We start from the raw sequence: 23,495 nt of genomic DNA on the forward strand, positions 1-23,495 counted from the left end.
GCCCCGTCGGTCGACCGGTCGACCGGTCGTGCGAGCGTCAGCCCTCGAAGGTGCCGAGCGTCACGGTCGCGGTCTGCGAGTCGCCGTCGCGGGTGAAGGTGATCTGCGCCTTCGAACCGCCCGGCAGCGCACGGACCTGCGCGGTGAGGTCGGTCTGGTCGGTGATCGGCACCCCGTTGAACTCGGTGACCACGTCACCGGACTTCAGGCCGGCCTGCTCCGCCGCGCCGCCCGAGCTCACCTCGGAGATCAGGGCGCCGACGGTGTCGCTCTGGCCGTCCGCCTCGGCCGACGTGACCGTCGCGCCGAGGAGGCCGTGCGTGGCCGTCCCGCTGTCGATGATCTCCTGCGAGATGCGCTTCGCGAGGTTCGACGGCACCGCGAACCCGACGCCGATGTTGCCGGCCTCGGAGCTCGAGCCGCCCGCCGAGAGGATCGCGACGTTCACGCCGATGAGCTTGCCCTCGGAGTCGAGGAGCGCACCGCCCGAGTTGCCCGGGTTGATCGCGGCATCCGTCTGGATGACCGGGAGCGACACCTGGCCGGACGACGCCTGCGGCGCCTGCGACTGGCTGCCGTCGGGGTTGGGCAGGTCGAAGAAGAAGTCGAACGGGCTCTGGCCGTCGCCCTGGCCCTGGTCGCCCTGGCCGGAGTCGCCCTGCGAGTCGTCGGGCGTCGTCGGCGCGGCCGAGGAGGCCACGTCGATCGAGCGGTTGAGCGCGCTGATGATGCCGTTCGTCACGGTGCCCGAGAGGCCGAGCGGTGCCCCGATGGCGATCGCCGTGTCGCCGACGTTGAGCTTGTCGGAGTCGGCGAAGTCGAGGGGCGTGAGGCCCGACGCGTCCACGAGCTTGATGACCGCGAGGTCGGACAGCGGGTCGGTGCCGACGAGCTTCGCCTCGTAGAGGTGGCCGTCGCTCGTCTTGACCTGGATGGTCGGGTCGCCCGTGGCGCCGTCGAGGGTCACGACGTGGGTGTTGGTGAGCACGTAGCCGTCGTCCGACAGGATGATGCCCGAGCCGGTGCCGCCGGCCTGGCCGCCGGTGACCGAGATGGTCACGACGCTCGGGCTGGCCTTCGCGGCCACGGCGGTGATCTGGTTCACCGAGTCCGTGTCGTTGACGACGATGTTCTGCGCGCTGCCGGCGCTGTCGCTCGTGGCGGGCGGCTGGTTGCTCGAGATGAGCGCCGTGATGCCGGCACCGGACGCGCCGCCGATGAGCGCGGCCGCGACGATGGCGGCGGCGACGCCGAGGCCCACCCGGCGCTGCTTGGGCGCGGGCTGGCCGGCCTGTGCGGGCTGGCCGGGCTGCGTGCCGTACGGCGGCACGCCGGCGTAGGAGCCGGCCGCCGGGGCGTCGGCCGGGCGGGGTCCGCCGAACGCGGGCGGCACCTGGCCGCTCACGGGCTGCGTCGGGGCCGTCTGCTGGGCGGATGCCGCGGGGACGGGAGCGGGCGCGGCGTAGGGCTGCGGGGCCTGGCCGGGCTGGTAGACCGTGCCGGTCGCCTGAGCGGCCGGGACCGGTGCCGGGGTCGCGGGAGCGGCCGGAGCCGGAGTCTCGGGCGCCTGGGTCGCGGGAGCGGCGGGTGCGGCCGGTGCGGCCGGTGCCGCCGGAGCCTGCGTCGCGGGCGCGGCCGGAGCCGGCTCGGATGCCGCGGGGGCGGCGGCCGGAGCCGCCTGGGGTGCTGCCGGCGTCTCCGACGACGCGGCGGGGGTCTCGGGGGTCGCGGCGGCCTCTGCGGCCTGGCTCACGGCGGGCTCAGGGGTTGCGGAGGTGGCGTCGACGACGCCCTCGCGGGCCTCCCCCGTCGAACCGTCAGTGGTGTCGGTCATGGTCTGCTCCTTCCAAAGCGATGCCAGCATCCCGCGCGAGTCTGTGTACGGCATCGGCGAAGTCTGTGATCCGGCTATCACCGGGCGGTGAGTCCTCCGAATGCGGTGGCGGCGCCCGTCGAGCCCGTGCGCCAGCGTACCGGCCCCACCCTGACGTACGGTGAGAGCGTGAGCGACTACTCCCCCGCACCCGGCCTGCGGCCATGGCAGCGCACCGCCGCGGGCGCCGGCCTGCTCGACGCCGACGGCCGCATCGCCGCCACGATCTTCGCCGAGATGAGCGCCCTCGCCGCGCGCACGGGCGCGATCAACCTCGGGCAGGGGTTCCCCGACGAGGACGGCCCGGCCGAGGTGCTCGAGGCGGCGCGTCAGGCCATCGCCGACGGGGTCAACCAGTACCCGCCGGGCATCGGCATGCCCGTGCTGCGGGAGGCGATCGCCGCGCACCAGCGCCGCTGGTACGGGCTCGAGGTCGACGCGGCATCCGAGGTGCTCGTGACGGCCGGTGCCACCGAGGCGCTCGCCGCGACGCTGCTCGCCTTCGTCGACGCGGGCGACGAGGTGGTGACGTTCGAGCCCTACTACGACGCGTACGCGGCCCTCATCGCGCGCGCCGGCGGCGTGCACCGCACGGTGCCGCTCCGATTCCCGGATTGGAAGCCCGACCCGGCCGAGCTCGAGGCGGCGGTGACCGATCGCACGCGCGTGATCCTCGTGAACTCGCCGCACAACCCGACCGGCGCGGTGCTCGACCGCGAGACGCTGGAGCTCGTCGTGCGCCTCGCCGAACGGCACGACGCGATCATCGTCACCGACGAGGTCTACGAGCACCTCACGTTCGGCACGCCGCACACGCCCATCGCGACGCTGCCGGGCGCGTGGGAGCGCACGGTGTCGATCTCGTCGGGCGGCAAGACCTTCTCGACGACCGGCTGGAAGATCGGCTGGGTCACCGCGCCCGCCCCGCTCGTGACCGCCGTGCTCGCCGTCAAGCAGTACCTCACGTTCGTGAACGGCGCCCCCTTCCAGCCCGCCATCGCGACCGGGTTGGGACTGCCCGATGCGTTCTTCGCGGATGCCGCGGCCGAGCTCGGCGCGAAGCGCGACCTGCTGGCGGTCGGCCTCGAGGCCGCGGGCTTCGCGATCTCGCGCCCCGACGCGGGCTACTTCATCGTCGCGGATGCCGCGCCGCTCGGGTACCGCGACGGAGCCGTGCTGTGCCGGGAGCTGCCCGAGCGCGCAGGCGTGGTGGGCGTCCCGGTGTCGGCGTTCGTGCACCCCGACCGCCAGGACGCGTACCGCAGCCTCGTGCGCTTCGCGTTCTGCAAGCGGCATTCGGTGCTCGAGGACGCGTCGGCGCGGCTCGCGGGGCTCGCGGCGCGCTGACCCCCGGGGGTCCGGGCAGAGCCGAGCGGCTCAGCTGCGCCGCTCGGTGACGTCGAAGCGCCGCAGCGCCAGCGCCGGGTTGAGCCCTCGCACCGCCTCGATGCGCTCGCGCGACACCCAGGCGACCGCGACCTCCGTCGCCTCGCCGATCGTGGCGACCTCGACGCCCATCGGGTCGACGATCATGCTGTTGCCCGCGCCCACCGGCGGCGCGTGGTCGGCGGCCGCCACGTACATCGTGTTCTCGAGCGCACGGGCCGTCGTGAGCACGCGCCAGTGCGCCTCCTTCAGCGGCCCGCGGACCCACTCGGCGGGCATGCACACCACGTCGGCGCCCGCGTCGACGATGCGGCGGGTCACCTCGGGGAACCGCACGTCGTAGCAGGTCTGCAGCCCGAACCGCAGGCCGCCCGCTTCGAAGACCTCGGGCGACGCGATGTCGCCCGGCGCGACCCACTCGGACTCGCGCTGCCCGAACGCGTCGTACAGGTGCAGCTTCCGGTACCGGGCGGCAATGCCCTCGCCGGGCGCGACGGCGATCACCGTGTTGCCCACGCGGCGCTCGTCGTCGTCGAGCCGCTCGATCATCCCGGCGACGAGGTGCACGTCGAGGCGGGTCGCGAGCTCGGCCAGCCCGTCGGTGAACCGGCCGCCCACGGGCTCCGCATTGGCGCGCCAGTCGGGTCCGGGCTCGGGCGTGAACCAGCTCGAGTACTCGGGGAACACGACGAGGCGCGCGCCCCGCGCCACCGCGAGCTCGGCGAGCCGGGTGATCTCGGCGAGGTTCGCATCGGCGTCGGCGCCGGGCGCGAACTGGGCGACGGCGATCGGGAATCCGGGATCGGTCGGAGTCGGCGCGGCCATGCGGTCAGCGTAACGCGACCGGGGCGGCACCCGTCACTGCATGCGGGTCAGTCACGAGCAGCGGCGATGGCTCCGATCGCCCACTCGTAATGACCGCCCAGGCACTCGTGCATGGGCTCCGCGAGCGGCCCAGAGGACCACGGATGCCGCGACGCGTCGTAGAGCTCCGCCTCGTCGATCCCGGCGACGCGCACGAGCAGCCGGTCGTGGCTCGTGCGGAGCCGCGCCCGCGCGGCGGCGAGGGCGACGCCGCGGTATCGATCGCGCAGCACGTGGTTGAGCTCGTCGAGCGAAACCCAGTCGTAGCCCTCGGCCGGGAAGGCCGGAGTGCGGCCGACCGCCGCGGCATCCAGCCACCCGTCGAGGAGCACGTGCCAGGCGTGCAGGTGGTTGACGACGTCCCGCACGTCGTGGTCGCGCAGCGCGGCATCCGGGAACGCACTCGAGCGCTGCGGCTCGGGGATCCGGTCGATCGCGTCGTCGAGGCCGGCGAAGGCGCGGCGGGCCTCGTCGAGGAGGTCGGAGCGGGTCTCGGGAAGGGCCATCCGGCCATCGTAGAGTGCCGGGAAAAGCAGAAGATCCCGGCCTCTGGACGAGACCGGGATCTTCTGTTTCGGTTGCGGGGGCAGGATTTGAACCTACGACCTCTGGGTTATGAGCCCAGCGAGCTACCGAGCTGCTCCACCCCGCGGCACAAGAGATAACACTAGCATGCGGGTCATCGGTCGTCCAATCGAGCCCGACTCAGACGAGCATGGCGACGATCACGAGCACCGGCAGGGCCACCAGCACGATCACGTTCCGCCAGTACCGGATCTCGGTGAAGATGATCACGAACCCGAGCACGACGAGCACGATGCTCGTGAACGCCACGAGGGTGCGTCCGACCTCGGGATAGCCGAGGTTCACGGCCAGCACGCCCGCGAGGACGCCGAGCCCCCAGAGCATGTTGGCGTAGCCGCTGTAGACGGCCCACGGCCGAACCGCCTCCTGGTCCGCCGGCTGGATGTAGAGGAACGTGAAGAGCCGCGGGCTGCGGAAGAAGAACGCCGTGATGATCCCGACCACGATCAGGGCGAGCCCTTCGACGACCGCGAGCACCTGCGCGACCACGCCCATACGGCACAGTGTGCTCGCGCGACACCGTCGTCACAATACCCCAGATCGGGCCATGGAAAGCGCTCTCGGTGAGCCTCTCGGCAGCACCCCGTCGAAGGGGTGCGGTCAGCGCTGCGGGGCCGTCGCGACGAGCTCGTAGGAGAGCGGGAGCCACTGCTCGGACGGCCACCCGAACATGCCCTCGCCGACCGGCACTGTGAGCGGGAAGATCCGCCACGGCACCCGGTAGTGCTCGTCGAACGCGTCGATCGAGAGTCCGGCCTCGCGCAGCGCACCCAGCACCTCGGCGAGCGGATGCATCCACTCCCACGTGCGCGCGTTCGAGATCTCGACCTCGTCGTCGGCGTAGTCGCGGCCGTCCTCGAGCACGTCGGCCTCGGGGTTCGCGTACGGGTACTGGAACACCGGCAGGCCGCCGGGTCCGCCGTCGCCGTCGAAGACGAACGCGGTGGGGTGCCCGTCGGCGAAGTAGAGCCGGCCCCCCGGCTTCAGGAACCAGGCGATGATGCGCGCCCACTCCGCGACGTCGGGCAGCCAGCCGATCGTGCCCCAGGTCGTGAAGACGAGGTCGAACGACTCGGGCTCGGGCAGCAGGTGTCGCGCATCGTAGATGTTCGCCTCCACGAAGCGGGCCCGATCATCGATGCCGAGCTCGGCCGCCATGCGCCGCGCCTCCTCGACCGCCGGCCGCGAGAAGTCGAGGCCGACGACGCTCGCGCCGCGGTTCGCGAGCGAGAGCGTGTCGGAGCCGAAGTGGCACTGCAGGTGCAGCACGCGCACGTCGTGCATGCCGTTCGGGAACAGGCGATCGATGCCCGCCCGCGCGATGGGGTCGAGCACGCCGTCGCCGCGCCGCAGCGGCTCCTGGTCGTAGAAGTCCGACGCGACGTGCACGGGCACGCGCTCGTCCCAGTTCGCCCGGTTGTCGTCGAGCCAGTCACCGCCCCGCAGGTCGACGGTCACGCTACTGCGGGTTCGTATCGGGCTGGTTCAGCTGGATGAGCTGGGCGATGATCTCGGCGAGCTGCGCGTCGGCGGCACCGTACGCGGCCCAGTCGCCCGCGGCGAGCGCGGCCTGCTTGTTCTGCAGGGCGACCTTCGCCTCGTTGAGCAGCGCCTGCGTCTCGTCGTTCGGGACGGTCGGCGTGGTCGGCTGCTCGCCGCCCTCGGGCGGCGTCGTCGGCGTCGTGCCGGGCTCCACCTCCTCGTCGCCTGCCGCGGCGCCGGAGTCGCCGCCGAACAGCACGTCGAGCGCGAGGTCCAGCGTGTCCTGGAACGCGATCTGGTCGCCGAAGGCCACGAGCACCTTCTGGAGCAGCGGGTAGCTCGTGTTCCCGGTCGACTTCACGTAGACCGGCTGCACGTAGAGCAGGCCGCCGCCGACCGGCACCGTGAGCAGGTTGCCGTTGATCACCTCGGACTGCCCCTGCTTCAGCAGGTTCAGCGACTGCGACACCGTCGGATCGCCGTTGAAGGTGTTCTGCACCTGGCCGGGGCCCGGCACGTTGTCGTCTTCGGGGAGGGTCAGCAGGCGCAGCTTGCCGTAGCCCTCCGCACGTTCGCCGTCGGTCGACCCGGCATCGGAGTCCACCGCGAGGTAGCCGCGGAGCACGTTCCGACTCTGCTCGCCGCGAGCCTCGGGGATGAACGTCGAGTACAGCGAGTACGCCGGCACGTCCTGCCCGGGCATCTGCATGGTGAGGTAGTACGGCGGCTGCAGCAGCTGCGTGTTCGAGGCCGCGGTCGGGTCGTTCGGCGTGGTCCACGCGTCTTCACGCGAGTAGAACGAGCCGGGGTTGGTCACGTGGTAGCGGCCCAGGATGGCGCGCTGCATCTTGAACAGGTCGGCCGGGTAGCGCACGTGGCTGAGCAGGTCGCCCGACATCTTGCTCATCGGCTCGAGCGTCGAGGGGAAGATCTTCTGCCAGGTCTGGAGGATGGGGTCCTGGTCGTCCCAGGCGTAGAGCTTCACCGAGCCGTCGTAGGCGTCGACCGTCGCCTTCACCGAGTTGCGGATGTAGTTGACCTCGTCGAACGGGAGCGACTGCGGCAGGCCCTCGCTGTCGGCGATGGCCTCGCTCATGCTGACCTTGTTGGAGTACGGGTACTGGTCGGTGAGCGTGTAGCCGTCGACGATCCAGACCACGCGCCCGTCGACGACCGACGGGTAGGTGTCGGAGTCGAGCGTGAGGTACGGCGCGACCTTCTTGACGCGCTCGATGGGGTCGCGGTCGTAGAGGATCTGCGAGTCGTCGTTCACGGCGTCGGAGAGGAAGATCTGCTCGGACTGGAACTTCAGCGCGTAGACGAGCTTCGTGAACACGTTGTCGAGCTTCGGACCGCCGTCGCCCTCGAACGTCGTGTAGGTCTGCTCGTCGGTCGACGCGCCGGCCGCCGGGTAGTCGAGCTCGACCGGGTCGGAGCCGTCGGGTGCGCCCACGATCGAGTACGACGGCGAGTCCTCGCCGAAGTACACGCGCGGCTCGAACTCGCCGAGCACGCCCGTCGACGGGATGCCGGACTGCAGGAACACCGGCTGGCCGTCGACCGAGCGCTGGTTGCCCGCCGCCGCGACGAGGCCGTAGCCGTGCGTGTAGACGATGTGCGAGTTGAACCACGTCTCGGCGTCGCCGAGGCCCGAGAGGGCGAGGTCGCGCACGGCGACCACGGTGTCCTGCGTGGTGCCGTCGATGTCGTAGCGGTCGACGTCGAGCGCGTCGGGGAACTGGTAGTACTGCCGGAACTGCTCGAGCTGCTGGAAGGCCGGGCTGATCACGAGCGGGTCCATCAGGCGGATGTTCGCGGTCGTCGCGGCATCCGATCGCAGCGCGCCGGGCTCGGCGTCGGTCTTCGCCTCGAACGGGATCGACTCGATGTCGGCGACCCCGTAGGCGTCGCGTGTCTGGTCGATGTTGCGCTCGATGTAGGGCGCCTCGAGCGAACGGGCGCTCGGGTCGACCTGGAAGCGCTGGATGACCCACGGGTAGAGCGAGCCGATGATGAGGCTCGACACGATGAGCAGGGCCGTGCCGATGAGCGGCAGGCGCCAGCGCCCGATGATCGCGGTGACGAAGAACAGCACCGCCACGACGGCGGCGATCGCGGCGAGGATGCCGCGACCCGGGATGACGGCGTTGACGTCGGTGTATGCCGCACCGGTCATGAGCGTCGAGTTCTCGGTGACGGTGGCGTACTGGTCGAACCAGATGCTGATGGCCTGCAGCAGCAGGTAGATGCCCGCGGTGACGGCGATCTGGATGCGCGCCGACTTGGAGATGACGACCTCGCGACCGCTCACGCGGATCGAGCCGTAGAGGTAGTTCGTCGCGATGACGAGCAGGAGCGAGAGGAGCACGACGGCCGAGGCGAACCCGACGATCGAGCGGTAGAAGGGGAGCTCGAAGACGTAGAAGCCCACGTCGAAGCCGAACTGCGGGTCGTTCGTCCCGAACGGCGTGCGGTTGAGCCACATGAGCGTGAGCTCCCAGCGGCTCGATGCCGAGACGCCGGCGAACACGCCGAGCACGGCCGGGATGCCGTACATCGCGAGGCGGCGCAGCGGCTCGAAGACCTCCTGGTACCGGTCGAGCTGCGAGTTGAGCTTCGCGTAGACGGGCCGCGTGCGGTACGCGAGCTGGATCGACGCCCAGACGGGCACGGCCATCGCGAGGAACCCGATGAGGAACAGGACGATCCGCGCGATCCATTCCGTGGTGAGCACGTTCAGGAATCCGAGCTGGTCGTACCAGAGGACGTCGGCGTAGAGTCCGACGAACACGAAGAACCCGATCACCAGCAGGGCGACGACCCCGATCGTGATCAGGATCGGCGCGCGGCGTCGCGGAATCCTCGGTTCTTGCGTCTGTGCTGACACTCTCGGCCTCTGTTCGGGGTCGCTGTGGGGGCTCGGGATTCCATCCTATGGTCGCGATGCTTGGAAACGGCTGTTCGGCCGTTCGCTGTCAGCGACGCCTCAGGATGCCTCGCAGGACGCGAATCCCGAGGTGTCGCCGCCCTCGCCGATGGTCTCGACGATGGAGCGCGCCTGGTCGAGGGTCTCCACGGCGAACACCCGGATGCCGTCGGGGACATGTCCCACGACCTCGTCGCAGTTCGAGGCGGGTGCGAGGAACCAGTCGGCGCCCGCGCCCTCGGCGCCCCAGAGCTTCTGCCGGATGCCGCCGATGGCCCCGACCTCGCCCGCCGAGTCGATCGTGCCGGTGCCGGCGATGATCTCACCGCCGGTCATGCCGCCGGGCGTGAGCTTGTCGATGATGCCGAGGGCGAACATCATGCCCGCGCTCGGGCCGCCGACGTTGTCGAGCTGGAGCTCGACGTCGATCGGGAACTCGTAGGCCATCCGCACGCCGACCCCGAGCACGACCGAGCCGTTGCGCTCGACGGGGGTCACCTGCACCGTGAGCGGCGCGCCGTCGCGCACGATCGACAGCTCCGCCGGGGCCTCCGCCCCGTTGTCGCGGACCGCGCCGCGCAGCTCGTCGATCGAGTTGACCGGCTCGCCGTTCACCTCGGCGATGACGTCGCCCTCCTCGAGGACGCCCACCGCGGGCGAGTCCTCGACGATGCCGGCGACGGTCACGTCGCGCGGGAAGTCGTAGCCGAGCTCGACGAGGGCCGCCGCGATGGCGTCCTGCTGGGAGTCGACCATCGCCGCCTCGTTCTGCGCGTCCCGGTCCTCGTCGGTCACGCCGGGCGGGAAGATCGCCTCGACCGGCACCGCCGAGCGCGTGCGGTCGAACCAGGCGCCGAGCACCTCGAGCCAGTTCGGCGTCTGCCCCGGGCGGCCGAGCACGGTCACCGTGAGCAGGTTCAGCTCGCCGTCGGTGGGGAAGGTCTCCTCGTCGGGGATCTCGATGAGGGGGACGTCGTCGCCGTCGTGGTCGGCGGTGCCCAGCGTGTCGTAGACCGGCCCGGGCTGCTCGATGACGTACGGCGACGGGAGCAGCGCGAACAGCACGCCGATGAGGACGGCGACGATGATCGCGATGCCGCCGATCCGCTCCCGGCGCGAGCGGGCGCGCGGGCGCGGCGACGGGTCGTCGTCGAAGAGGGCCATCCCATTCCTCCCAGGGCGAGCCGGACGCCGCCTGGGGCGCCGGGCGGCGATGTTCGCGAAGGGCGGACAGCCGGAAGGCCCAGCCTAGGCCATTTCCCAGACACGCGCCCGAGTGCCGGGGCTACGGTTGAAGTGACGCGACTGGAGGTGGCGCACGTGGCCGATCGGGACGACGAGTCCTTCGAACGGAACCCCGAGGAGGAGTTCCGGGAGATGCTCCGCGAGCTGCTCTCGGGGTCGGGCGGCATCGATCCGTCCCGGCTCGCGGGCGCAGCCGGACTGCCCAACGATCCGGCGAGCATCGCGGCCCTGTTCGGGCAGCTGCAGCAGGCGATGAACCGCGGCGACGAGGGCATCGACTGGAGCGTCGCGCTGCGCCAGGGCGAGGAGCGCGCGGCATCCGAGCAGCGGCAGATCACGCCCGAGGAGCGCGCCCGGCTCGACCAGGCCCTCCAGGTGGCGGCGCTCTGGCTCGACGAGGCCGTGGACTTCGGCGGCCTGCCAGACACCCCCGAGCTGCTCACGCGACGCGCGTGGGTCGCGGCGACCATGCCCGTGTGGTCGCAGCTCGCGGAGCCCGTGGCGCTCAGCATCTCCGACTCCCTGACCCGCGTGATGAGCGAGCAGGCGCCCGAGGAGCTGAAGTCGATGATCCAGGGCGCGAGCCGCATGATGCGCGGCATCGGCGGTGCCCTGTTCGCCATGCAGCTCGGCCAGGTCGTCGGGCAGCTCGCCGACGAGGTGGTCTCGGGCGGCGACATCGGCATCCCGCTGCAGAACGACGGCCGCGCTGCGCTGCTCCCCCAGAACCTCGCCGAGTTCGGCGACGGCCTCGACATCCCCACCGACCAGGTGGAGCTCTACCTCGGTGTGCGCGAGCTCGCGCACGCACGACTCTTCCGGCACGCGCGCTGGCTGCGCCTGCACCTCATCACCGCGATCACGGCCTTCGCCCGCGGCATCGACATCGACACCGACCGCCTCGAGGAGCTCGCCGAGGGCTTCGACCCGTCGAACACCGACGCGCTGCGCGACGCGGTCGTGAACGGCGCGCTGATCCGCCCGAAGAGCGAGGCGCAGGAGGCGGCGCTCGCCCGCCTCGAGACGATGCTCGCGCTCGTCGAGGGCTGGGTCGACGCGGTGACGGCCGACGCCACCGGTCGCCTGCCCAAGTCCGACGCGATCGCCGAGTCCATCCGGCGCCGTCGTGCGTCCGGAGGCCCGGCCGAGTCCGCGTTCGCGACGCTCGTCGGCCTCGAGCTGCGTCCGCGGCGGCTCCGCGAGGCGGCGGCCATGTGGCGTGCGGTCACCGAGGCGGTCGGCGTCGAGGCGCGCGACGCGCTCTGGGCGCACCCCGACCTGCTGCCGACGTCGGCCGACATCGACGACCCGAGCGGCCTCATCGCGCGACTCACGGGCAGCGACACCGCCGAGTCCGAGGCCGACGACGAGTTCGACCAGGCGCTCGAGCAGCTGCTCCGCGGCGAGACGCCCGCGGCGCCCGGCGAGGACGGCGAGGAGCCCAAGGCCTGACCCGACGGCGGGCGGGGTGCCGGGATCTCCGGTCGTCCCGCCTGCGCGTCCGGCGCTGTGCGTGCCGCCCTGTGAGTCCGGCCCTGTGCGTGCGGCCCTGTGCCTGCCACCTGTGGACGGATGCCGCGCCGCCGCGCCGCGCTCGGGCATGCTCGCGGCATGGCTCCGCGCATCGACCCGGCCCTCCCCCTCGTCTGGCGCTCGCCAGCCGACCTCCAGCTCGGCGCGGCGGAGGCCCGCGTGGTGCTCCGCGACGCGGGCGACCTCGAGACGGGCCTGGTCTCGGCGCTCCGCCACGGCGCGAGCGTCGGCACGCTGACCACGATCGGCATCGGGCTCGGCGGCAGCCCTGGGCGCGTGCGCGAATTGCTCATCGCGCTCGAGCCGGCGTTCGAGGCGGTGCCGACGCAGGCGCCCGACGCAGGGGACGCCGCGCCGCGCCGCGTGGTGGCGATCGACGCGGCGGGTGAGCTCGGCGCGCGACTCGCCGCGGACCTGACCGCCCTCGGTCACGACGTGGTCGACCTCGAGCGCGACACGGCCGACGCCGCCCACCCCGCCAACGCCGCCGACTCGACGGACCCGGCCGGCGACGGCACGACGGGCGTCGCGGCATCCGTGCTCGACGCCGTCTCGATCGCCGTCATCGCCGCCGACTGGGTCGTGCGTCCCGCGCGCCACCTGCGGTGGCTCCGCCGCGACGTGCCCCACCTCGCCGTCGTGTTCGACGACGCGGGCGCACGGGTCGGCCCGCTCGTCGAGCCCGGCGCCGGCCCGTGCCTGCGCTGCCTCGAGCTCGCACGTCGCGACACGGATGCCGCGTGGCCGGCCATCGCGGCGCAGCTCGCCGGCCGCCCCTCGGCCACCCGCGATGCGCGGGCGATGATCGAAGCCGCCGCGATCGCCGTCGCGGCCGTCGACGATCGCCTGGCCCACGGACCGGGCGCGCTCGCGTCGACGTCGATCAGGCTCGGTCGCGCACAACCGGCCGCGCTCCCGCGGTCGCACCGGCACGAGCCGCATCCCGAGTGCGGGTGCTCAGCTCCTGGAGGAACCGCGACGGCTCCCGTTCCCCTCGATGCGCGCCGCTCGCCCGCGCCCAGCTCAACGCGAGGCGGCGCCGTGCCCGCGTGATGCCGACGTAGAGCAGCCGCCGCTCCTCGTCGATCGCGTCGAAGCCCTTCGCGTACGCGATCGGCAGCATGCCCTCGGTGAGGCCGACGATGTGCACCTCGTCCCACTCGAGGCCCTTGGCGGAGTGCAGCGTCGCGAGCGTGACCGCGGAGACCGTCGGCTCGTGCTGCGCCTCCGCGCGGGCGCGCAGGTCGTCGGCGAACGCGCGGAACGTGGTGCCGTCGGGCGCATCGTCGACGAGTCGCGCGATCGCGTTGAGCGACTCCCATCGCGCCCGCACCGCGCCGGGACCCTCGGGCGGCTGCACGGTCCAGCCGAGCGACCGCAGCACGTCGCTCACCGACTTGAAGAGCGGCTCCCCCGAGATCGTGAGCGCCGCCGCGCGCAGCGCGTGCACGGCCTCGCGCACCTCGGGCTGGTCGAAGAACCGCGCCGCACCGCGGACGCGCGAGCTCACGCCCACCTCGTCGAGCGCCCGCTCGAGGATCGCCGACTGCGAGTTCACGCGCATGAGCACGGCGATCGCCTCGGGACGAATCCCCGCGTCGATGCGCTCGCGGATGCGCGTGGCGGCGGCACGGGCCTCGGCGAGCTCGTCGGGGAACTCGAGCACGACCGGTTCGACCGGCGGCGCGGCATCCGCTCGGCCCGTGGTCGGCTCGGCGGAGCCGGTGGCCGCCACCGCCTCGAGGCGCAGCGCGCCCGGCCGACCGCGCATGAGCCGGTTGGCGACGTCGACGATCTCGGCCGTCGAGCGGTAGTTGCGCTCGAGCCGCACGAGGGTCGCGTCCTCGTAGCGGCGCTCGAAGCCGAGCAGGTACTCGGGCGTCGCGCCCGCGAACGAGTAGATGGTCTGGCTCGCGTCGCCCACCACGCAGAGGTCGCGGCGGCCGCCCAGCCAGAGGTCGAGGAGCTGCTGCTGGGACGGCGACACGTCCTGGTACTCGTCGACGACGAAGTGCCGGTAGCCCTCGCGCACCTGCATCGCGACCGACGGCTCCGCCTCGATCATGCCCGCGGTGGCGAGCAGCACGTCCTCGAAGTCGAGCATGCGCCGCTCGTCCTTGAGCTGCTCGTAGCCCGCGATGAGCGCGAGCAGCTGCTCGGCCGTGAGGTCGCCGGGAGCGCCGCGCGACGCGACGCGACGCTCGAAGTCGTCCATGCCGAGCACGCTGACCTTGCGCCATTCGATCTCGGATGCCACGTCGCGCAGCGTCGGCACGTCGACCCGCAGGCGCATCCGCTCGGCCGCCTCCCCGAGCAGTCGTCCCTTGTACTCGAGCACGCGCGGCGCCGACCCGCCGACGACGAGCGGCCAGAAGTGGTTGAGCTGCGCGAGCGCCGCGGCGTGGAACGTGCGCGCCTGCACGCCGCCCGCGCCGAGCGCGCGAAGACGCGCCCGCAGCTCGGCCGCCGCACGCGAGGTGAAGGTGAGCGCCATGACCCGTGCGGGGTCGTAGGCGCCGGAGGCCACGCCGTACGCGATGCGGTGCGTGATCGCCCGGGTCTTGCCGGTGCCCGCGCCCGCGAGCACGCAGACGGGCCCGATGAGCGCCTCGGCCACCACCCGCTGGTCGTCGTCGAGCGGCGCGAGCAGCGGGTCGGATGCCCCGGTCACGACGTCGTCCACGCGAGCGACTCGGGAATCGGGCCGCCGTACCAGTGCTCGAGCAGCCATCGGGCGATCGACGAGCCGCCCGGGAGCGCGATGTCGCCGACCGCCTCGGCGAGCTCCGCCCGGGTGAACCAGCGCAGCTGCAGGATCTCGACGCCGTCGGGCGCCGCCGTGGACGGCACCGTGCCGTCGGCGACGCGCGCGGTGAAGCCGAGCATCAGGCTCGCGGGGAACGGCCACGGCTGCGACCCGCCGTAGTCGACCCGGTCGACGCGCAGGCCCGCCTCCTCGCCGACCTCGCGCACCACCGCCGCCTCGAGCGACTCCCCCGGCTCGACGAATCCGGCGAGCAGCGAGAAGCGGTTCTGCTCCCACAGCGCGTTCGAGCCGAGCAACACCCGGTCGTCGTCGTCGGTGACGAGCACGATCACGGCCGGATCGGTGCGCGGGAAGAGGAGGTTGCCCTCGCGATCGCACCGGCGCGCCCAGCCGGCCTGCACCACGGTCGTGGTCGAACCGCACCGCGGGCAGAAGCGGGCGCCGGCGTGCCAGTTCGCGAGCGCGAGCGACTCGGTGAAGAGCCCAGCGTCGCGGTCGCCGAGCACGGGCGCTGCTGCGCGGAGTCCCGACCACCGGGCGTCCTCGCCCTCGAGTGCGGCCGCGGCATCCGCGTCGACGACACGCAGCTCGATCGGCGTGCCGGGCGGGAGGCCGTCGGGCGACTCGGACGAGGCGACCGTGCGACCGAGATAGGCGCGCAGCACGGGCGCGGGGACGTCGCCGGGGCGCAGGAACTGGAGCGACGGCGCCGACCCCTCGATCACCTCGGCGAGCAGTGCCTTGTCGCGATGCACGGCGATGACGCGGGCCGCCGGATCGGCGTCGAAGTGCGCGCGGGCGTCGTCGTCGGCCCGGGCGTCGCCGTCGCGATCGAGGGCCGCGCGCGCGAGCGGCGGGGCAGTCGGTTCGCGCACTCGGCCACCTCTCGGCACGTCAGGCTCGGCCACGGAGGGCCCGGGCGCTTCGGAGCGGAGTCTGCGGGAAGGCGTGGCGGTCGCCCGGGAGGCGGATCCGCCTGCTTAAGCTGTGTGCCATGGCCAGACCCCCTCTCACTCTAGCCGCGTTGGCCACGGCGGCGGTGCCCGGCCTCGAGGTGAGCGCGGCCCGTGCGCACACGCGCCGCAGCCACGGAGGCTTCGACGCCGTCGAGCTCCGTTCGGCCGACGGCCGGCACCTCGTCATCCGCGCGCCGCGGTCGCAGAACGCCGAGACGGAGCAGTCCGCCGACCTCGTCGCCATCCGCGCGATGACGGCCGGGATCCGCGCCCGCCTGCCGTTCCGCGTGCCCCAGTTCGTGGGCCAGGCGCCCATCGACGGTACGCGCGCCATCGTGACCGAGTTCCTCACGGGCGGGGTGCGCTCCGCCGACGAGCTCACCGAGTATGACGCCCTCGCCGCGGCGGTCGGCGCCGCGGTCGGGGCGATACACGCCCTGCCGAGCGGGTTCGTGGGCGACGCCGGGCTCCCCCGGGAGAACGCCGACGAGACCCGCGACGGCGTCATCGAGCTCATCGGGCGCGCCGCCGACACCGGGCACCTGCCCGCGGCGATCCTGCGCCGGTGGGAGCAGGCGACCGACGACGAGTCGCTCTGGCGGTTCCGCCCCACCGTGATCAACGGCGCACTCACCGCCGACTCGATCCTCGTCGACGGCGACGCGGTCAGCGCGATCGTCGGGTGGGCGGCGCTGGCGGTCGGCGACCCCGCGCGCGACCTGCACTGGCTCATGACCTCGCGCGGGGCATCCGCCGAGCTCGCCCTCGAGGCCTACGTGATCGGGCGGAGCGGCGGCGCCGACGAGCACCTGCCGCAGCGTGCACTGCTCTACGGCGAGCTGGAGCTGGCCCGCTGGCTGCTGCACGGCATCGACCAGCGCGACCGCGCGATCGTCGACGACGCGGTGTCGCTGCTCGACGGGCTCGCCGCGAGCGTGCACGACCGGTCGAGCGAGCCGCTGTCGCCCGAGACCGGGCCGATCATGACCGTCGGCGACGTGGAGCGGATGCTCGACGACACGCCCCGCGGCGCCGTGCCCCGCGAGGGCGGGGCGACGCTGCTGACCGACAGCTACGACTTCTCGGAGCTCGAGCGGCGCGAGGCCGGCGAGCGCCCGGCGGCGGCGATGAACCTCACCGCGCCGATCCCGCTCGACCTCAGCGACTGGGGCGACGCGGCGCCGAGCGCGGGTCAGCCGACGCGCGAGGGCGCCGACGCCGCGGATGGCGACGACGGGTCGGGCGCCGGAGCCGCTTCGGCCGCGACCGACGCCCAGGAGCGCCGCAACGCCGCCTCGTCGTAGAGCCGGTCGGGCCGGATGACCCGGTCGTCCTCGACGAAGTAGAACACCGCGTCGACGGTCTGGGGCGCCACGTCGGCCCACTTCGCGTACGCGAGCCGGTAGAGCGCGAGCTGGGTCTGCTTGAGCTCGAGGTCGTGCGCGTCGCGGGGCGCCTTGCCGGTCTTCCAGTCGACGACCTGGTAGCGGATGCCGCGCTTCGCGAGCTCGCTCCCTGCGGGCACGTCGTAGACCGCGTCGAGCTTGCACACGAACACGTGCGCGTCGATCGGCAGGTGCAGCTCGAGCTCGACCGCGATCGGCTTGCGGCCGCCCCACTCGGAGGCCTCGAAGGTGGCCTGCAGGGCGCGGAGGCGGTCCGCGGTCGCGGTCACGATCGACGGCGTCGTCGGCGCGGCGTCCGCGGGCCCGGTGGCGCCGCTGTCGGCAGCGTCGGCGGTTGCGCCGTCGGCGCCGATGTCGCCGGTCTGGCCGACTGCGGCGCCGGACCGCTCCGCCTCGAGGCGGAGGCCGAGCGCATCGTCGTCGTCCCAGAGCCCGTCGTGCCAGATCTCGTCGATGGCCGACGCCTCGCCCTCACCGGTCGCGCGGTGCTCGACCCAGGCGTGGAAGAGCGTGCCGAGCCGGGTCGCCCGGTAGGGCCGCTGCGGCATCGGGCGGCGCAGCTGCTCGGCGACGGCGGACGGGTCGTCGACGTAGTCCTTGAACCGGGACGCCGGCACGCGCGTCGGGATGGTGGGCGACCCTGGCCCCTCCGACCGGCGACGCCGATCCTCCAGCAGCAGGCGCACCTCCTCGGCGAGGCGTGGGCCGATGCCCGCACCGCTCGGCTGCTCGGCGGCGACCCGCACGGCCTCGGCTGCGGCGAGCACGGGGTCGCGCCGTGCACCGAGCGGATCGAGCGGCCACACCTGGCGCTCGGTCGCACCGGCGCGCGGGTTGGCGTCGGCAGCCGGCGCGGCCGGGAGCACGCCGGGCGCGACGATGCCCGCGCGAGCCAGCTCATAGAGGTAGGGGCTGGGCTTGCGCGGCGACTTCTGCGTCGACCACCACGATCCGGTGAGCAGGAGCTCGTCGCGCGTGCGGGTGAGCGCCACGTAGGCGAGTCGACGCTCCTCCTCGGCGAGACGCTCGCGGTTCTCGCTTGCGAAGGCGCCGAGCGCCCGGTCGAACTCCGCCTGGCTCGGCACCCCGCGCCACTGCAGCTCGGGCAGCTCGTCGCGGTCGCCCTTGAAGTCGTTCGGCAGTTCCCCGAACGCGAGCCAGCCCTTCGTGGTGCGCGGCTTCGCCGGCAGCTCCTCGTCGACGAGCCGCGGGATCGCCACGACGTCCCACTCCAGGCCCTTCGAGCCGTGGATCGAGAGCACCTGCACGGCGCCGGGCTCGGGTTCGTCTTGACGAGGAGCCAGGCGGTCGCGCTGCTCGGCCTCGGTGAGCCAGCCGAGGAATGCGCCGAGCGTCGGGTGCTCGGACACGTCGGCGAAGCCGGCGAGCAGTTCGTCGAACGCCTCGAGGCTCGGCGCGCCGAGCGGCTGGGCGGCGTTCGCGGCCACCTCGATGTCGAGGAGCAGCTCCTGCTCCACGAGGTGCACGAAGTCGACGAGCCCCAACCCGGCCCGGCGGCGCAGCGACTGCAGCTGCGCGCCCGCCCGGCGCATGCGACCGAGGCCCACCGCGGTGAAGCCGCGGAGCGCGGAATGGCCGTCGGGCGCCGTGAGCAGGAAGTCGAGGGCGTCGACGATCGACGGCGATTCGTCGGGGGCGATCGACGCGCGCAGCTCGCGGCGCACGTCGTCGTCGAGGCGACGGCTGCCCAGGTCGCGGTCGGCCAGCCAGCGGGCGAGGCCGTTGAGCGCGACGAGGTCGGCCGGGCCGATGCGCCACCGGGCGCCGCCGAGCACACGGATGAGCTCGGAGCCGGCCGTCGGGTCGTGGAGCACGCGGAGCACCGCGACGAGGTCGGCGATCACCGGCTGGTCGAGCAGCCCGGCGAGCCCGAGCACATGGGCCGGAACGCCGTGCGCGCGGAGCGCCGCCGTGAACACGCCGACGTTCGCGAAGGTGCGGCAGAGGAGCGCGCCGCTGCGCGCCTCGCGCCCCTGGCCCGTGCCGACGCGATCCCGGAACCAGCGGGCGACGAGGTCGGCCTCCTCCTCGATCGTCTCCGCCCACGCCGTGTCGACGACCCCGGCGCCGGCGAATGGCGACGGGGCGAGGGGCGCCTTCGGGATGCCGGCGTCGAGCGGCTCGATGAGCGCGTTCGCGGCGTCGAGCACGATGCGGGGGTTGCGCCAGCTCGTCGAGAGGTCGAAGACGCCGGCCTCGCCCGGCGCGCCGTCGGCGTCGGCGGCGAAGTCGCGCGAGAAGCGGGCCAGGTTCGCGGCGCTCGCCCCGCGCCATCCGTAGATCGACTGGTCGGGGTCGCCGACGGCCATGACCGAGTGACCGCGGAACAGCGTCGCGAGCAGGCGCGTCTGCACGACGCTCGTGTCCTGGTACTCGTCGAGCAGCACGGTGCGCGCACGCTCGCGGTGGGCCGCCACGACGTGCGGATGCCGCTCGCAGATGGCGAGCGCGAGCGCGACCTGGTCGCTGAACTCGACGTGCCCCCGCTCGCGCTTGGCCGCCTGGTAGGCATCGGCCAGGTCGAGGAGCGGCGGGAGCGCGCCGACCACGCCCAGTGCGTCGACGAACGTCGCGAAGTCAGTGCGCTTGCGCGGCGCCTCGATCGGGAGCCCCTCCATCGCGAGGAAGTCGCGCGCGAAGGCGCGCACGTCGCGGCTGTCGGCCACGTTCTCGGCGAGCGCACGGCTGAGCGCGAGCACGGCCCCGGTGACGCGGTCGAGCGACGCGTCGAGCTCGACGAGGCGCGGGTCGGCCGACGCGCCGGCGACCGACCGCGCGAGCATCCACGCGGATGCCTCGCCGAGCACGGAGGCGTCGGGCTCGCGGCCGATGAGCATCGCGTGCTCCCGGTAGATCGCGCTCGCGAACGCGTTGTAGGTTCCGACGGCGGCGGACTCGAGCGGATCGAGCTCGACGTCGGCGATGCCCTCGGCCACGAGCTGCCCCACGCGCTCGCGCACCCGGTCGGCCAACTCGCCCGCGGCCTTGCGCGTGAACGTGAGTCCGAGCACTTCGGGCACGGCGACGTGCCCGTTGGCGAGCAGCCAGACGACGCGGTTCGCCATGGTCTCGGTCTTGCCGCTGCCGGCCCCGGCGACGACGATGCTCGCGCCGTGCGGGTCTGCCTCGATGACCGCTCGCTGCTCGTCGGTGGGTGCGTGGAGCCCGAGCCGCGCGGCGATCTCGACGGCGCCGATCGAACCCCTGCCGATCGAACCACTGCCGATCGAACCACTGCCGATCGAACCCGCGCGGATCGGAGCCGCGCGGATCGGACCCGGGCTGTGGTCGGCGCTCATGCGGACACCGCCGGGACCAGGTGCACGCGGTACTGCCACGACCCGAACCGCGACCGGAACCCGAGCTCGCCCGGGCCCTCGAACTCGCTGCCCGACATGGTGCGCGCCACCGCGGCGAGCCGCTCGCGGAACGCGGCCTCGTCGTCGTCGTCGAACGGCTGCTGCGCGCGTTCGCTGAAGGCGAGCCCGCGCACGGGCTTGGCCACGTACACGAGCTTCGCGCCGCCGTGCACGCCGGCGTTCGGCACCTCGCCGAGCCGTGCGGCGAGCTGGTACGCCGCGAGCTGCGGATGCTGCGCGGTCTGCTCGGCCGTGGGGGTCGTGCGGCCCGTCTTCAGGTCGACGATGACCGTGGTGCCGTCGGGCGACGCCTCCACCCGGTCGATGGTGCCGGTCACGCGGATGCGGTCGACGACGAGGGTGAAGCGGCCCTCCGCGCCGAGGAGGACCTTGCGGTCGTCGCGGAACTGGGTGAGGTAGTCGGAGGCGCCCTCGGCCATGCGACGCGCGCCACGGCGCTCGCGCTCGGCCACCCAGCCCGCCTCGAAGCGCAGGTCGCGCCAGCGTTCCTCGACGGCCGCCCACAGCGTCTCGATGCTCGTGTCGCCGTCGTCGCGCGACCCGGCCTCCTCGACCACGGCGTGCACCAGGGTGCCGATCGATGCGGCGATGCCCGACGGCGGAGCGGCGACGCGATCGATGAACCAGCCGAGCGGCGACTCCTCTGCCCGATCGATCTGCGACGGGGAGACCGCCACGACCGCCTCGGGGTCGCCACCGAGGTCGACGATCGGCGCGGTCGTCGAGGGTTCCGCGAGTCCGTACCAGTCGTCGGGGTGCGCACCGGGAACGCCCGCTTCGGCGAGCAGGGCGAGCGCCGCGGCGGCCTCGTGGTCGCGGCTCGCGGCGAGGTCGCGGCGCAGCGCGCCGACGAGCCCGCGCAGGTGCAGCGGACGGCGCCGCGGGCGGATGCGCTCGGCGGCGTAGCCCATCAGCATCGAGGGCTGCTCGTCGTCGTTGGCGGTGCAGCTCAGCACGAGCTGGCGGCGCGCGCGCGACGTGGCCAGAGCGAAGAGCCGAAGCTCGTCGCCGCGGACCGTGGCACGTGCCTCGGTCGTCGTCTCGGGCGCGGGGATCGGTGCCCCGGCGCGGGCGGCCTGGACGACGCGCGGAAGCAGGCCGGCGTGCAGCAGCGTGCCGCGGGGACGGAGGTTGGGCCACACGCCGTCTTGCAGGCCCGCGATCACTACTACGTCGAACTCGCGGCCGATGAGCGCGGGCGGCGTCGTGACGAGCACGGTCTCGGCGTTGCGCCGGGGGGCGAGGGAGTCCTCGGGGAGCTCGCTCGCGAGCACGTCGTCGACGAAGCGGAGCGCCGGCGCGTCGGGCTCGCGCTCGACGAAGCGCGTCGCTGCGGCGAACAGGGCGACCGCGGCGTCGAGCGAACGGTTCGCCTCCTCGGCGAGCACCCCCGTTCCCCGCGCTTGGGCGCCCCACTCGGTCGCGAGCGCGCTGCCCTCCCACAGCGACCAGATCACCTCCTCGATGGTGCCGCCCGTCCCGGCGACGACGCGAGCGGCATGCATCAGCTTCGCGAGCCGGGCGGCCCGGCGCCCCGGCGCGGCGTCGATCGTCTCGAAGCCGCCGGGAGCCGACAGCGCGTCGACGAGGAGCTCGTCGCCGGGCCGGGAGCCACCAACTGCCAGCTCCTCGTGCCGGAGCGCGAGCCGGAGCCGGCGCAGCCCGACCCCGTCGAGGCGGCCGAGCGGACCCGTGAGCAGGCCCACGGCGAGCTCGGGGGTGAGCGGCTCGCGCCCGAGCACGAACGATGCGGCGGCGAGCAGCGCCGCGGCGGCGGGCGCCTCGCGCAGGGCAGTGCGGGCGGCGTCGCCCGAGGTGGGCACGTCGGCGAGCGCGAGGCCGCGCTCGATGGCCGGCACGTCGGCGCCCGAGCGGACGACGACGGCCATCGACGACCACGGAACGCCGTCGAGCAGGTGGCGCTCGCGCAGCAGCCCGGCGATCGCCTGGCACTCGGCGGCGTGCGAGACGGCCTCGATGCCGAGGACGGCGGCCAGCGGGTCGGAGTCGGCAGGACGTTCGGGACCCGAACCCTCGCCATGGGCGTCGACGGAGGCGTCGGCATCGCCGAGCCCTGCCATGGACGCCTGGCGGTGCGTGCCGCCGAGCGCCGTGCCGATGTGCGACGTGACTGAACTCACGAGGTCGCGGATCGCGGGGCGGCCGCGATGCACCGCGTCGAGGTCGATGCGCCGCACGGGAGCGCCCACCACGGAGCCGAGCGAGCCGAGCAGTTCGGGGCGTCCGCCACGGAATCCGTTGCTCGCCACGTCGGGGTCGCCGAACGCCACGATCGCGACGCCGCGCGAGGCGAAGGCGCCGAGGAGCGCCGCCGTGGACTCCGTCGCCTCCTGCGCGTCGTCGACGACGATGAGCCGCAGCCCGGCGAGCACCCCGAGCGCCGCGGATGCCGCAGGGTCGATCGCGCTGCGTCGCACGATCGCCGCGGCGAACGCGCCGAGCTCGGCCGAGTCGAACTGCGTCGGCCGCAGTTGCTCCTTCACCTCGGCGTACTCGGCGAGGAACGCGGCGACGGCCGCCCACTCGGGCCGGCCCGCCCGCTCGCCGAGGCGGGCGAGGTCGTCGGCGGCGACGCCGTGCTCGACGGCGCGCATCATGACGTCGCGCAGCTCGGAGCGGAAGCCGCGCAGGGCCCGCACCTCGGGCGTGAGCGGATCGGGCCAGGCGGGCCCGAAGCCGTCGCGGATGCCGCCCTCGAGCAGCTCGCCGACGATCTGGTCGTGCTCGGCGCCCGTGAGCAGCGTGACCGACTCGCCGGTGAACGCGCGGACGAGCTGGAACGCGACGGAGTTCGCCGTGCGGGCCAGTGGACCGCGCGTGGTGACCCCGAGCCGCACCGCGAGCTCGTCGCGCAGCGCGGTCGCCGACGCGCGCGTGGCGGAGAGCACGAGCACCTGGTCGGTCGTGTAGCCGCGATGCTCGACGCGCTCGGCGACGAGGTCGATCACGAGCCGGGTCTTGCCGCTGCCCGGGGCCCCGAAGACCGCCGCGTGCTCGCCGTCGACGAGGGTCGCGACGGGGTGCAGGAGGGTCGCGGTGCCGGGCATGCC

Annotated in this window: 14 protein-coding genes and 1 tRNA gene; 3 read left to right on the forward strand and 12 right to left on the reverse strand. The window is 73.4% G+C overall.

What is annotated here, in order from left to right; translation table 11 throughout:
- Nucleotides 1–37: 37 nt before the first annotated feature.
- Nucleotides 38–1,834 (reverse strand): S1C family serine protease, encoded by a 1,797-nt coding sequence (locus tag ACFVN5_RS12225; protein ID WP_376955442.1) that lies wholly within the window; start codon nt 1,832–1,834, stop codon nt 38–40.
- A 168-nt stretch (nt 1,835–2,002) separates the two neighbouring features.
- Here ACFVN5_RS12225 and ACFVN5_RS12230 point away from each other — a divergent pair, with 168 nt between their 5' ends.
- Nucleotides 2,003–3,220 carry a pyridoxal phosphate-dependent aminotransferase gene (locus ACFVN5_RS12230; protein ID WP_376955443.1) on the forward strand — a complete coding sequence of 406 codons (1,218 nt, stop codon included), beginning with the start codon at nt 2,003–2,005 and terminating at the stop codon, nt 3,218–3,220.
- Between the two features lie 30 nt (nt 3,221–3,250).
- Here the strand turns inward: ACFVN5_RS12230 and ACFVN5_RS12235 are convergent, their stop codons facing one another.
- From ACFVN5_RS12235 to ACFVN5_RS12265, 7 genes are all read right to left on the reverse strand, one after another.
- Nucleotides 3,251–4,084, reverse strand: coding sequence for a carbon-nitrogen hydrolase family protein (locus ACFVN5_RS12235; RefSeq protein WP_376955444.1), 834 nt, complete (start codon nt 4,082–4,084; stop codon nt 3,251–3,253).
- 47 nt (nt 4,085–4,131) lie between these two features.
- Nucleotides 4,132–4,629: a ClbS/DfsB family four-helix bundle protein gene (locus ACFVN5_RS12240; protein ID WP_376955445.1), complete on the reverse strand. Its 498-nt coding sequence runs from the start codon at nt 4,627–4,629 to the stop codon at nt 4,132–4,134.
- Nucleotides 4,630–4,701: 72 nt separating this feature from the next.
- Nucleotides 4,702–4,775, reverse strand: a tRNA-Met gene (locus ACFVN5_RS12245).
- Nucleotides 4,776–4,828: 53 nt separating this feature from the next.
- Nucleotides 4,829–5,203, reverse strand: a complete 375-nt coding sequence (locus tag ACFVN5_RS12250; RefSeq protein ID WP_376955446.1) for a DUF1304 family protein — start codon at nt 5,201–5,203, stop codon at nt 4,829–4,831.
- 105 nt (nt 5,204–5,308) lie between these two features.
- The gene (locus ACFVN5_RS12255; protein ID WP_376955447.1) at nt 5,309–6,166 is read right to left on the reverse strand and encodes a class I SAM-dependent methyltransferase; all 858 of its coding nucleotides are present in this window, start codon (nt 6,164–6,166) and stop codon (nt 5,309–5,311) included.
- Between the two features lies 1 nt (nt 6,167).
- The gene (locus ACFVN5_RS12260) at nt 6,168–9,077 is read right to left on the reverse strand and encodes a UPF0182 family protein (RefSeq protein ID WP_376955448.1); all 2,910 of its coding nucleotides are present in this window, start codon (nt 9,075–9,077) and stop codon (nt 6,168–6,170) included.
- Between the two features lie 99 nt (nt 9,078–9,176).
- On the reverse strand, nt 9,177–10,280 hold the full coding sequence (locus ACFVN5_RS12265; RefSeq protein WP_376955449.1) for a PDZ domain-containing protein: 1,104 nt from the start codon (nt 10,278–10,280) through the stop codon (nt 9,177–9,179).
- A 213-nt stretch (nt 10,281–10,493) separates the two neighbouring features.
- Between ACFVN5_RS12265 and ACFVN5_RS12270 the strand changes: the two genes are divergently transcribed.
- Nucleotides 10,494–11,813, forward strand: coding sequence for a zinc-dependent metalloprotease (locus ACFVN5_RS12270; protein ID WP_376955646.1), 1,320 nt, complete (start codon nt 10,494–10,496; stop codon nt 11,811–11,813).
- A gap of 964 nt (nt 11,814–12,777) precedes the next feature.
- Here ACFVN5_RS12270 and ACFVN5_RS12275 read toward each other — a convergent pair.
- Both ACFVN5_RS12275 and nudC read right to left on the reverse strand, forming a co-directional pair.
- On the reverse strand, nt 12,778–14,625 hold the full coding sequence (locus ACFVN5_RS12275) for an ATP-dependent helicase (protein ID WP_376955451.1): 1,848 nt from the start codon (nt 14,623–14,625) through the stop codon (nt 12,778–12,780).
- Nucleotides 14,562–15,536, reverse strand: a complete 975-nt coding sequence (gene nudC / locus ACFVN5_RS12280) for an NAD(+) diphosphatase (protein WP_376955452.1) — start codon at nt 15,534–15,536, stop codon at nt 14,562–14,564. The genes ACFVN5_RS12275 and nudC overlap by 64 nt, the downstream gene beginning before the upstream one ends.
- Nucleotides 15,537–15,655: 119 nt before the next feature.
- Here nudC and ACFVN5_RS12285 point away from each other — a divergent pair, with 119 nt between their 5' ends.
- Entirely contained in the window at nt 15,656–16,921 is a 1,266-nt protein-coding gene (locus tag ACFVN5_RS12285; protein WP_376955454.1) for a phosphotransferase, read from the forward strand.
- On the opposite strand, the gene ACFVN5_RS12290 is transcribed toward ACFVN5_RS12285, so the two are convergent.
- Entirely contained in the window at nt 16,810–20,343 is a 3,534-nt protein-coding gene (locus ACFVN5_RS12290) for an ATP-dependent DNA helicase (protein WP_376955455.1), read from the reverse strand. The genes ACFVN5_RS12285 and ACFVN5_RS12290 overlap by 112 nt on opposite strands.
- Nucleotides 20,340–23,492, reverse strand: coding sequence for a PD-(D/E)XK nuclease family protein (locus ACFVN5_RS12295; protein WP_376955456.1), 3,153 nt, complete (start codon nt 23,490–23,492; stop codon nt 20,340–20,342). Before ACFVN5_RS12295 ends, ACFVN5_RS12290 begins: the two co-directional genes overlap by 4 nt.
- Between the last annotated feature and the right edge of the window lie 3 nt (nt 23,493–23,495).

This window comes from Agromyces sp. NPDC057865 (assembly GCF_042796995.1).
Lineage (GTDB): Bacteria > Actinomycetota > Actinomycetes > Actinomycetales > Microbacteriaceae > Agromyces.